Annotated in this window: 6 protein-coding genes; 2 read left to right on the forward strand and 4 right to left on the reverse strand. The window is 41.4% G+C overall.

Features of this window, described 5'->3' with window-relative positions; all coding sequences use genetic code 11:
* Positions 1-139: 139 nt before the first annotated feature.
* The 4 genes from QNI22_RS00990 to QNI22_RS01005 all read right to left on the reverse strand — a co-directional run bounded on the left by QNI22_RS00990 (position 140) and on the right by QNI22_RS01005 (position 10,968).
* On the reverse strand, positions 140-4,801 hold the full coding sequence (locus tag QNI22_RS00990) for an MG2 domain-containing protein (RefSeq protein WP_314508734.1): 4,662 nt from the start codon (positions 4,799-4,801) through the stop codon (positions 140-142).
* A gap of 42 nt (positions 4,802-4,843) precedes the next feature.
* On the reverse strand, positions 4,844-7,804 hold the full coding sequence (locus tag QNI22_RS00995) for a carboxypeptidase-like regulatory domain-containing protein (RefSeq protein WP_314508735.1): 2,961 nt from the start codon (positions 7,802-7,804) through the stop codon (positions 4,844-4,846).
* A gap of 198 nt (positions 7,805-8,002) precedes the next feature.
* Entirely contained in the window at positions 8,003-8,392 is a 390-nt protein-coding gene (locus tag QNI22_RS01000) for an alpha/beta hydrolase (protein WP_314508736.1), read from the reverse strand.
* 155 nt (positions 8,393-8,547) lie between these two features.
* Positions 8,548-10,968, reverse strand: a complete 2,421-nt coding sequence (locus QNI22_RS01005) for an ABC transporter permease (protein ID WP_314508737.1) — start codon at positions 10,966-10,968, stop codon at positions 8,548-8,550.
* Between the two features lie 330 nt (positions 10,969-11,298).
* On the opposite strand from QNI22_RS01005, the gene QNI22_RS01010 reads away from it, so the two are divergent.
* Both QNI22_RS01010 and QNI22_RS01015 read left to right on the forward strand, forming a co-directional pair.
* A complete protein-coding gene (locus QNI22_RS01010) occupies positions 11,299-11,685 on the forward strand; it encodes a hypothetical protein (RefSeq protein WP_314508738.1) in 387 nt (128 codons plus the stop codon).
* A gap of 148 nt (positions 11,686-11,833) precedes the next feature.
* Positions 11,834-12,856: a hypothetical protein gene (locus QNI22_RS01015; protein WP_314508739.1), complete on the forward strand. Its 1,023-nt coding sequence runs from the start codon at positions 11,834-11,836 to the stop codon at positions 12,854-12,856.
* The last annotated feature ends 269 nt before the right edge of the window (positions 12,857-13,125 follow it).

Genomic DNA, 13,125 nt, shown 5'->3' on the forward strand with positions numbered 1-13,125 from the left:
CTCAAAAAGTTACCCAAGCCTACATTTTTCAAAAGTATAGACTTGGGTTGTACTCTCTTCAAAATTCAGATCATCTATGTAGTGTATCTAGGATACAATCAAAAGTCAGGTTTAACGCTTGATGCGTATCACCAGTGCTTTATTTCAAAATCTCAATTTTCTCTCCACCTTCCCAGTCTTTAAACTCATTGGTATAGTAGAGATAGGCTGTACTAGCAGGTGCTGTAAAGGTGCCAGGTACTTCAGCTTTCAGATCAAGCTGAATCTGAAGCCAGTCTTTAGGGGCTACTTTGCGATAGTAAAACACTACATAATTTTTGCGCACCTCATAGAAGTCTACTATCTTCTTTTCCTGTAGTTCCTTTAACTGCCAGGGTTGTGGACTCAATCCGGATGGGATGCCCACCAGAGCCACTGTCATAGGGAGTGTTTCACTGGTTTTGTTTTTTACCCATGTAGTCATTCGTACCGTTTGTCCGGTTTGAATGACTGTGTGTGAAAGCTGGGTTTCTACATCTACCTTACACTCAGGTGCACTATTTGGAGTTTGGGATGCCCAGGATACGTTCATAGAATAGGGAAGGGCCGTTTTTGTGTTTTCAAATACAACCCGGAAAGGTTGTTTACCTTCTTTCATAAACCGTTCTATACCTGTAATCGTAATATCTTCCCGTGCATCCTTTTCATACGACTGAGAGCCAATCAACTCTTCCCCCATATATACCAGCAGATTACCTCCCTCTGATGTGTGTCGTACAAATTTGGCATATTCAGTCAGCGATTTCAGTGCCAGAATAGTAGCCTGAGTAGATCCAAAGCCTCCATACTTTCTGGATTTTACAATTTTATTGACAAGCTTCTGTATCTGAGTTTCATCAGGAGTTGTTGTCTTTAGTAGGGCTTGCAACAAAAGAGAAGCTGTTTCTATTTGTAGAGATTGTCCATACGAAGAGGTCATAGATGTAGCCATTTTTGCCTTTTCAAGTCCTTGTTCGTTTATCTGGCGAATACATTCAGTTATGAGTTTTTCTCCTTTCTCTGTGTCTTTCAGATTGAAAGCTGCATTGGCTAAAAGTGCCATCTGGTAGAGATCCTGGTTTTTGAGGGCTATCTGATAACTGTTCTCATACTCTGGTCTGATTTCCTGGATTCCGGCTTCTGTCAGGGCATAGACAATATAGGCATTCATGGCCTGATCGCTGCCATTGATATAGTGCATATGCCGGGAATCTAATTTAAAAGCTCCCAAACCATTCCGTCGACTAAGTATCCACTGTTTGGTTCGTCTGAGCATTTGCTCATCTACCCCGTCATACACTTTCTTCATTTCTGTAAACTCTGCCAAACCAAAAGCGGTTAGTGCTTCATGGGGTGGGGTACCTCCAAACCACTCAAAACCATCTTCTTTGGTTTCAAATCCTATCAGGCGTTTGTATCCTTTGTCAATATAGTCCAGTGCCTGTTTCTCTAGCTTGGGATTAGACAGGCCCGATTCCCGTAAATATTGTAATACCAATACATTGGGATAGGTAGAGGAAGATGTCTGTTCAAAACATCCATAGGGTTCTCTCAATACTGATTCAATGCCATTTAGTAATTCACTCAATAGATTAGGATAAGCTTTTAACTCTGCTTTTATAGAGCCTTTGACAGGTTCATTGATCGTGAACGAAAACTGTGCCTCTTTTTCTTTGCCAGAGTAGGCCATTTCTGTTGGAAAGCCCTTCGGTTGTACATCTATCTCCTGTGAAACCGTCTCCTGCATGCCATCGCCCTGGAAGATAAGTGTCAATGTGCCTTTACCTGCTACGGCTTGCACTTCGGCATGTAAATACAAGGTTTTGGCTTCTCCTGGTAGACTATACACCGACCCATTGAAAGCGGTGATTTTTAGTTGAGGAGGTGTTTTTATGGTAAGTTCACCATGAATGGCCTGACTGGTAGTATTCTTCAGGGAGATAGGAATTTCCAGTCTGTCTTCGAAAGTAAGATAGGGAGGGATTTTTGCTTCGATGCTGAAAGGTAACTGGGTTGCATAGGTTAGTTCGGCACGACCTGCTAGTCCGCTGGTACTCATACCTTCAGTAATAATTCGGAAGGCAGTGACCTGATCTGAATTATAAAAGCTTACATGGGCAGTACCTGTTTTTGCATCTGTCTGTATTTCAGGGTTCCAGTAAATGGTACTACGAAAGTCTGTACGTTCAGCCACTGCTTTCTTCGGATCGTAGACCGGTATATAGAATTCTCGAGCTACAGAGAATTTTCGTTCGGCAATATATACCTGAGAAATCGGAAGCTTGTTGCGGGGGATAGATCGTTTGTAATAGGCGTCCTTTTTAGTGGTAATAACAATAACGCCATTGCTCCCACGTGAGCCGTATAAGGCGGTTGCTTCTCCTGATTTCAGTACAGTGATGCTGGCTATATCAGTTGGAGAAATAAATTCAGGTGTAGTAACGAGTGTTCCATCTACAACATACAGAGGGTCACGGTTGGCTATGCTACTAACACCACGTATTTGAACACCTGATACAGACCCTGGTGCTCCATCTGACTGCGTTATTTGCACGCCTGATATTCGACCCTGTAAGGTCTGTGATAGTTCTGTAGATGGGAAAATATTCAGTTCACTGGATTGTACAACTGATACAGAGGTAGTTAAGTCCTGTTTTCTTTGTGTGGCATACCCCACCACCACGACTTCATTGAGAGCCTGAACATCAGCAGACAAACTAATATCTCCTAACGAGAATGGCGAATCTTCCATTACATCAGTAGATTTTGATTGAGCCTTTGGTGAAGGATTGGGTTTACTGACTTGTACCCTTTTTGGAGTGGCAACAACCTTTTCCTTTATCGCTTCATTTTGCCATTTGAAATCCTGGTTAGCCGCTACAGGACCTGGATTACTTGTCGGTTCCTGATCGAGTTTAATGTATAGATATTGAGGGAAAATACCTGGTGCTTGGGCAAATAGCTGTATGGCTACTTTAGGATTGATTGCCTGAAACAGGAATCGTCCGTTAGAGCTGGTTTTAAGTTGAGCAGAACGTCGTTTATCATCCAGTTCAAATAAGGTTACTGTAGCAGATATGGGTTTCTGATCACGTGCATCCAGGATAGTTCCGGATAAGTTACCTGTTTTCTCTGGAGCAAAAATCATGTTTTGGGGACCTTCCTGAACCTGTTGCCAGGTAAATCTTCTCCAGCCATGTGTCATCATCACATAGTCCAGTGCTTTGGATGCTTTGGGTTCATTGGGCTTAAAGTAAAAAAAAGGTTCTTCTATCTTACCTCTCAGATCCGAGCTCATCAGCATGTGAGACAGTATGTTATCTTGTTTGTCATCGGCAAACGTTACCAGCCGATCATCAGCCACCGAAAGGGACAGGTTAGCTGGTACAGGCAGGCTATCTTCATCCAGGGTACGGATGGTAAGGTCTACTTTTTCGCGGGGAGAGTAGTGCTTCTTATCGGTGGTGACAGAGATATGCATTCTACGTTGTGCATTCACGAATACCAGCCGTTCACAACGTGGTACCTGATTGTAGTCAAACAGTGTAATTTGAGCAATGCCGATAGGAAATTCCTTGAGAGGAATAGAAACCTGATTGTGTCCGGTCTCCGCAGAGATTTCCTTGGTATAATAGATTTTGCCACGTACCTGACCTATCAGATAAATCGGTTTGCTGGCAGGGGCATGAAAAGAGAGTTGAATTTGTTTTGCTGTAACCGTATCCACAGACAACACATATCCTTTAGGTAATGCTGCCGGAAGAGCATAGGTTTGACTGATGGCAGGCTGAGTGATGTGTACAATGTATTGTCGATCTTGTGAAGGAGTTAGGGCAAATGCTCCCATGCCTTGATGAAAGCTTTTGAATGACTGAAGTTTTTTGCCTGTTTCATCGGTTACATAGCCTTCTATATCAGCTGGCTTGCCAAACTCATTGATAGCTTTAAAGGCTACTTTACTGGGAATGCCTGCTACCAGATCACCTCCTTCCGGAAAGAACTGAAGGGCAATTTTATTGAGTACAATAGGTATTGAGCGGGATATACTTTCTGTATTTCCTTCATACAAAATCGTGATGTTTAGCAGGCCGTCTGTGGTTCGCAGATCAGCAGGCAAGGCAAAACGGATACTTGCTTTTCCATTCTTATCTGAAACTGCATGGGCTTGAAGCAATTGCTTTCCTTCAATCTGCACAGTATAGGTGACTGACTTTTCAGTCAACGGATGATTTTGCAAATCTTTCATTTCCAGATCTGCCACTACCGGATCTCCGGCCCCGTATGCTTTTCGGGTAAAGTCCAGCTTCATCAGCAGACGGGGAGTGATTACTTTCTGTACCTGAATTTCTTTTTCGAAAAATGCTTCCGGTCCCTGATTTCTCATCCATTGGGTATAGGCTCTCAACTTATATAATCCTCCGGGTGCTGATTCTTCCAGATGAAAGTCTCCATATACACTTCCTTTTTTTACCAGAAGCTGCAATGTTTTCTCTACTGTTCCACGCGGATTAACCAGTTCCACATAGACTACATGACTGGCAGCATCTGCTGTAAGAATAAGACCATTCGCCAGATATCCTTTGAACCAGACATCTTCACCCGGTTTGTAGAACGTCCTATCTGTATGGATGTATAATTTTTCGTCTGGTATTTTATCTGTATAGGCTTCTGTCTTTTGGCGTAGGTAGTCGAGAAAATTTGCCGGTAACAGCATGGGTAGTTTAAATGCCGACAGACAAAGGATCGACAGGCTGATAGATAAAAGTATAAATTTCGTTTTCATAAAACCCGAAAGTTTACCTGATAGATAAGGGAGAATAATAGATTAAATAGTGATTTGAACAGAAGCGCCATAGCTTCGCAATGAAGGTGCATTAAACAGATCCAGGCCTGTTGCGGTGTTGTAGCCAAACAGCGTACCTGCTGGATCTACTCCTTTGTAAGGCGTAGAAAGCCATAGGTTACGACCTGAAACAGATACCTGGATATCACATCTGGGTAGGAAATGCTGTCTGTAGGATGGAAACTTATAGGAGAGTTTTACCTCTTGTAAACGTATCCACGAAGATTTTTGGATAGACTCCGCACCCACACCACTTTGTCCGTAACGTACCCAGCGATTATCCTGTAACCCATGCGCTGAATTGGCAAAATCGACCATGATACCATTGGGCTTTCCATTTTCCTGAACGCCCTCGAAGATGTAGTTCTGAGTAGGACGCTGTTGCTCTGTTACTTTAGATACTCCCAGGTAGTTTAACGATGCCTGAGTACCATTCCAGATATCACCTCCCTGACGGAAGTCAAACAGGATATTGCATGACCAGCCTTTCCACCAGATGGTATGTTCTGTTGATGCCGTCCACCGGGGATTGGGATTGCCAATGATCTGGGGTTGGTCATCTACTACAGGATAGCCATCAGTGCCAATAATAGTTTGCCCATTTTCATTTGTTTTCCAGCGGGAACCCATCAGGACTCCATACGGTTGACCTGCAACGAGATTGGTGGAAACATCTGAAAAACCTGCTATGGGTATGCGGGTTCCGTTGTTGTAGAGTTTGGTGACAACAGGTTTTACTTTGCTGAAGGAAACTCTAGACATAAACCGTACGGCTCCTGTGTGATGCTGATAGGATACAGACCATTCATATCCTTTGTTTTCAATATCAGCTAGATTTTGTAGCAGAAAGCCATTTTCGCTGAATATAGGAACCAGTGCTTGTTGGGTTAGATTCTGAAAATAGCTAGCAGATACATGTAGCCTGTTTTGTATAATATTCATATCCAATCCGAGTTCCTTCTTTGTGGTTTTCTCAGGCTGTAGCTGGCGTGTATAGACTATTTCCTGTGTTTCCTGATACGGGGCAAAGTTGGATGCTGCATACTGTGTAGAGTTATACTGCCACTGATTATAGATCAGAGGTGCTTCCTGTATGTTTTGAGAATAATTGGCATATACCTTGGCAAAGTTGAGGAAGGATGAATAGGAGAAAAGTTCAGAGAAAGTGAATCCCAGACCTATAGTCGGCAACCAGAATTTACCTTTTGTATAGGTTGACGAGAAATAATGCTGGTTTGTAAGATTCAGAAGCACCAGGTCTCTGTATTTAAGCCGTATGCTTTCTGCAATCTCATGCTTCTGACGTAAAGGGGTAAATTTACGAATAGCTAAAGAGTCTGCATTCCTGATATCAAATGATTCTGTTGAGGCAAACCTAAATCCATCTTTGCGGTTCAGTTGTTCCTGCTGGTGAGCAAATGTATAGGAAACCGAAGTTTCCAGGTAGATCGTAGAGCTACTATTCAGGTATGTATCAAAAGAAGGCTTGGCTGTAAACTGATAATTGCTCAGCTTGTATTCCCGGGTGGTTAACCTTCCTTCGGGATAAGTGGTCATCGCTGGAACTATACCAAAAACTCTGTTCTGATTCTTATGTTCCAGACTGCCTTTCAGCAATACCTGAAAGTTGTTTTGGTCGTAGTTTAGGCTAAGATTGGTAAAGAGATTCCGGATATTCTGGTTGTCGGGCAACAAATTTACCAATGCATAGGGATTGTCTGTATTGCCTGCACTATAGGTACGAAACTGATTGTCTGAAAGCAAATATGCATCTTCATTGCGAAGTGCTTCTCTGCGAGATAAACCACCTGCGTTGTCAAAGGTGGGTGCTGTTTGCATGACAGACGACAGTATATGTGCCCAGTTGCCATTCTGATTGGGTAAAGTTTGATTAATTGAGGTATAGAATAGAGAAAACTCTGCTCGTAATGCAGGCATGATCAAACGTTTCAGATTAAGGTTCCACTGACTTTCATTTGTGTGTGCATTGGGTACTACTCCTTGCTGGGTATGATAGGTAAAACCTGTTTTCAGATCTGTTTTCCATAAAGTGGTCTTTAGTGTAAGGGTATGATTGGTTGTCATACCGTTTCTGAAGAACTGATAGGGATTATAAGCTTTTGCTCTGTTACCATTGCCATTTCCTCTTGTGGTTAATGCTCCATTGGGATCGTAGGCATAGGGCTGTCCATCAAATTCCAGATTGTTGATTTTTGGTCCCCAGCTAAATATCTCACCCGTTTCCGAACCCTGCCAGGTCTCTATGCCATTTACAGGTCTTCCCTGAGCATATTGACTCTGTAAGTCAGGCAACTGATTGATCTGGTCTAGTGTAAAAGAAGAGGAAAAGATAAGCTGAACGGGTGCTTGTATATAGGGTCTTGTATCTGCTACAAAAATACCATTACGGGCTTTGGAGCCGTATTGCAATCTGGCAAGCCAACCCTTTACATAGCGAAGTGTGTAGGTATTGGTGAGAGGGTTTTGATTAGGAAATGTAGTATACGATTGAATGGTATACCTTGGCGAATCATCTGTGAGTGTGGCTACTCCTGTCTTTTCAGGCGTTGGTTGAGTGGGTGGCTGGGTGCTTTGTTGAGCCTCATTCTGAACCATTTGTGAAGAAGGTATTTGTACGGGCTCTGACTCAGATGAATCACCAGAACCTAATGCAGTTGAATTCTTTTCTGTCACCTGTACCTCACGTGTGGTAAACCCAATAAACGAAATCACCAGTGTAGCGCCTAATGGAGCTGTAATACGATAATATCCTTCGGCATTGGTGGTGGTCCCCTGAGTTGTACCTTTAACCGAAATACTTACCCCTGGTAATGGCTCTCCATTCGCATCTTTAAGACGGCCGCTGATAACGCGATCCTGAGCCTGAGTGAAAGCTGGAATAAGGCTTGTGAGAAAAAATAGCGTAAATAAAAAATGCTTCATAATCCCGTTCATTTAGTTGCTTATAGGATGCAACCGGGATTATTTTTCCATAAACTGGGAATATATATGTAGAGATTATAGTGAATACTTCTTTATCAGGAAAGATTTGGGTTCTGAAGGTCAGGTAGTTAGATTGAGATAGATTTTTCCGTAAAGTAGTTCAAAACCGGATAGTATTTTCGCTATTGCAAAAAATCCTCATTGGGTAGGAGATGGCACGATCTCAGAGTTTCTTTTGATAAAATCTTCAATTACCTCTCTGTAAATACTGTGTGGGGAATAAGATAATTCTTTCCATAGTTCTCCATGTTTGAGTCTGTGGATGTGCAACACTTCTAACTTATTGTATTCTTTTTCTCTGAGGCGGGCTTCAAACAGATCAGCATATTTAAATGTGTTTGTCTCAGATATAAGCAGCATCGGTGTGGAGAGACTATCTATATATGATGTTGGTGATCCCTTTTCAAAATCCTGCATGGTTAGGCCAAAGACGCTGCCGATGTGATTATCTGCAAATGCACTGCCGTTTGATTTGGCTAAAACCTGATAATAGTGCAGAACATCATAGGCTCCGGCAATAGGAATCACGCCTTTGAATATATCCTTGGATAATCCCTCATTTTTGAGATACTGATTATTACTTACTGGTCTTTACTATGTGTGCTACCCTCGTTCATGTATAGGTATGTATCTGACAGCCAATACTATAGACTCAGTGAATATATGTTTTTCTGACAAAAGTATCATTCATTGCGCAGGGATTTTACAGGATTGGCAAAAGCAGCCCGGATAGTAATCGTACTGATAGTAAGAAAGGCAATGCCGCCCAATACCAGAACAGGTAATAAGCCATACCATCCATTGATATCAATCCGGAATGCATAGCGGGTGAGCCACTCACTCATGCCATACCAGGCTATCGGAATAGCCAGTAAGGCAGCCAGCAGAATCAAACGTAAGGTATCCCAGGCAAGTAGTGAAACGATATGCTGTACACTAGCCCCAAGTACTTTGCGTATGCCTATTTCTTTGGTGCGACGGGCGGTGTTATAAGACGTCAGACCAAACAGGCCAATACAGGCAATGAAGATTGCCAGTGAAGAGAAAAAGGCGACTACACGTCCAAAGATTTCTTCCTGTTTGTACTGCTGATTAAAGAACTGATCCAGAAAAAAGGAGTCAAACGAGGATTCTGGAAAAAATTTCAGCCAGGTAGCCTCTATTTTTTTGGCTGTCTGTTTTATATCACCTCCCTGTATTTTTATAGAAAGAAAATCTGCCGGTATCCAGCGGAAGTCCGGGTCCATAAACAGGATGATGGGAGTATAGGGATGTTGCAGGGATTGCTGGTGATAGTCTTTGATCACGCCTATAATTTCATTGGCTCTGCCCCGATTAGCCTCCAGCAGGATTTTTTCGCCAATGGCTTTTTCGCTGGAGTCAAATCCGAATTGTTTTACTGCCGATTCATTGAGAATTAACCCATACTGATCTGAGGGGCGACTTTTGTCGAAGTTGCGTCCGGCTATGACTGTTAGATCAAAAGTTGGAATGAAGTCGTAGTCGGCAGCCATCATCTCATATAGCCGATTGTCTGCTGGTTGAGAATGCAGTTTACGGTTGGCCAGAAATTCGCCTACCTCTACACCTGGAACCGCTCCTGAGCCAGTTACATTCGTGACTCCTGCCAGCGATTTTAACTCATTCTTAAAGCTTTCTATCTTTTCAATATAACCTTCTGTATGTACAGGTGCCTCTACAACCATAACCTGAGTAATGTCTGCTCCCAACGTCTGATTCATCATGTAGCTGATTTGTTTGTAGGCGATCAGAGTACCCATAATCAGTATCAGGGATGTAGTAAACTGTAAGGTAACCAGGCTTTTGCGCAGTAGATTGCCTCCACCAGAGAAGGTATACTTACACTTGAGAATTTGTACCGGAATTACCTTGGCAAGCAGAAAGGCCGGATAAATGCCGGAGATCAGAATCCCTACAGGAAAGATGATGGCAAAAAGAGTATATTGCTGGGGTTCAGTCCAGATAGAAGCCGGGATGTAGATAGTCAAAAATGTACGTAAACTCCATATACCTATTCCAATAAAAACAATTGCTACCAGTAACGCGATAAAGTTGAGGATAAATGACTCAAACAGAAACTGTCCTACCAGAAGAGTAGGAGAGGAACCCAATACTTTCCGGATGCCCGCTTCCTGTGCCCGGTCAATAGCTCTTGCTGTAGATAGATTGATATAGTTTACCCAGCCAATAATCAGAATAATAATACCTGCTATAAGCAGAAACTGCACGGTGGTACGACTGCCTTTGGTTTCGGGTTCGTTGGTTTTGGCTGGGTTCAGATGTATAGCATGCAATGGCACCAGGTCAATAGCCCATTTGTGTTCTTTCATGGCATCTGCCGTCTTATATTTTTCTGCCAGAGCCGGAAATTTAGCTGCCAGGTTCGCAATGTTAGTATTCGGCTGTACGCGTATATAGGTGTAGCTGCTATGCTGATACCAGAAGTTACGAACCCATTCCGGAGACGTAGTCCATGACATCAGCATGTCAAACTGTAAAGAAGAGTTAACGGGTAGATCTTTGAAAACTCCTGCCACCTGGCACCGATAGGTTTTGGAAATGGTGCTGATATCCAGAAATTTTCCCATAGGCTCCTCCTTGCCAAAATATTTATGGGCAGCTTTTTCCGAGATGACCACTGTATTAGGTGCATTCAGAAACGTTTGGGGATTGCCTTTGACTACAGGGTACGAGAAGAAGGTAAAGAAGTTAGAGTCAGCAAAGCATACATTTTGCTCACGAAATTTTGTGTCCTGATAACGTACTACCCGTGTAGAGCTGTTCCAGTTGATACGAGTAAAAGACTCTACTTCTGGAAAGCTGGCCTTCATAGCCGGGCCATAGCCGTTTGTACTACCTGCCCAGTCGTCCGTTTTTTCACCTCCTTTATAAAAGATACTCTCAACCCGGTAAATGTTCTCACTATGCTGATGAATCGTATCATAACTGTTTTCAAACCGAACATACCCTGTGAGCAAAAAGAATATAGCCATACCCAGGCTAAGCCCGAATACATTAATCAGGGTAAATACTTTGTGTTTGGCAATGTTGCGGAGAGCAACAGTCAGAAAGTTTCGAAACATGTGGAGTGTAATGCAAAGATGAAAGAGTAATAGTAACAAAAAATGCTGTGTTTCACTATAGGTTACAGTAGGTATTTTGACAAGAAAGACAGATGGACAAAAGAAAAATAGGTTTTAAAAAGTAGTAAACAAATTTTTTTCTATCACTTATGCAAGATTTGCCATAAACTATGTAAATTGAAATACACTTTTATAGAATTCTCATCAGGTTTCATTTTTTGCCTTTTTGCTTATTTATCTGTGCATTCAGCAGAGGTATCAAAAGGCTGGTTTAGCTATGAAAATCGTTTTAAGGAGTAATTAGCCTGGAAACAAAAGAACTAATAACCTATGATGAAGCACTATCAGTACATGTACTATCGGTTAGTGATCTGGTTGCAATATGTAAACAGTGTACCTGCAACGAGTGCTACCATGTTGTTGATCATATGCAATGGGTTTAATCTGGTGGCTTTGATAGCTGTCATTAAATACGGTCTGGGTGTTCCGCTATATCTCTCTTCGAAGCTGGTACCTGTTGCTGTTGGGGTTATTTTGTGTATGTTTAATTTCTTTTCGTTGGAAGATAAATTGGAAGAAATACACGAAAGCTATAAGGAAGAACCAGAAGAAACACAGGCGAAAAGTGAATTATACCTTATTGTATACATGGTAGTGAGTGTTCTTCTGTTAACGGTAGCCATCTGTGTGCAGCAGATCATATTGCATAGAGGATAGAATAGGAGGAAAACCATAAAAGTTGAGTAGAGAAATCCATTCTTAATTGAAAAGTATGTAGTACAAGGGGAGGCTAAAGAACTTTATACTGTTTATGGAATATACCTTGGGTGTGCATCTACTCTAAGAACTTTCTTTATCAGTTACTATGAGATCTGAGGTTTTGCTCATGCTTTTTTTGTGTATTGTCTTTTTATTTTTAGCGCAATCATGTAAGTCAAAGGAAAAATATCCCTATACTCCTGAAGACTTTCGACCTGAATTGCAGGAGCCATTACAAAAAATAGCTTCCCGGAATACTACAGACTATCTTAATGAATCCAGATCAGAGGCCTACATTCGAGAGCATGCAACACAAGAAGAGTTGTTACAAATAATACAAAGCAAAAACTCTGTATTGCGAGCTATAGGTTTTGATATATTGGTTGCTCGAAAAGATAGTTCTCTTTTTTCACAAGTTCTTACTCATTTATCTGATACTGCCACCGTTGAGATATGGTCTGATGATGTAGCATATATGTATAACGTAGCAGATTATGTTATTGACAAATCTTTACATAAACTTACTCAAATTCAGAAAGATAGTTTGGCTAATCTGCTACTTTATCAGTATAGTAGATTACAAAATACTTTTTATATGTTGGAATTCTTGCCACCACAAGAACAACATTATCGTGCTATTCGACAATTGGCACAAATACCTTTTGATGGATGCAATCAGGAACGAGTACTCATCGCATTAGCACGTTATAAAAAAATACAAGACATAGAGTTGCTCTCTTCTATATACGGAAAAGAAGACCAGCATTGCTGGTTTGGGATATTTCGTAGTATTGAACAATTTCCGGAACCGGCTTTCTTCCCTGTTTTACAAACTCACCTGGAGCAAGTAGTATCTAAAAATGCGCCATTCATTTCAGATGATATAGAGATATATTGCAGAGCAGTTGCAGCTTATCAGAATGCAGAAGTGTTACAATTGCTGGAGACTATACTACAAAAAAACTATTCAGGTAATGGGAAGAAACATGTCTTTCAGGCATTACATAAACATCTCTGTCCTATATATCAACATTTGTATAATCAATTAAAACCTCAAATGGATCCATTTGTAATTAAATATGCTGATAAAGATTTCAATTGGGAAAGAAGTCAATGGAATATCTGGTAATCCAGTAAGATATTAATGAAATCATTAGATCCTCATGAAAAGAGGCTTGAGTCTGTATAGAGTTATGCTCAGTGTGCCTGTTAGTGCATAGTTCTATGCAAAGAGCAAAAGGAAGAGTTAGTTTATGATGTTTGGAAGAACATAACTTTTGCCTAGAGTTCACTGCAAAATTGGTGATGCGTTGAATAAACCGCAAAAAGTTTTCGCATAGAATTTACCGCAGAATGGATGTGTGAACAGAATTCATAGCAAAAATTTTCATACATATA

This window comes from Xanthocytophaga agilis (genome assembly GCF_030068605.1).
Lineage (GTDB): Bacteria > Bacteroidota > Bacteroidia > Cytophagales > 172606-1 > Xanthocytophaga > Xanthocytophaga agilis.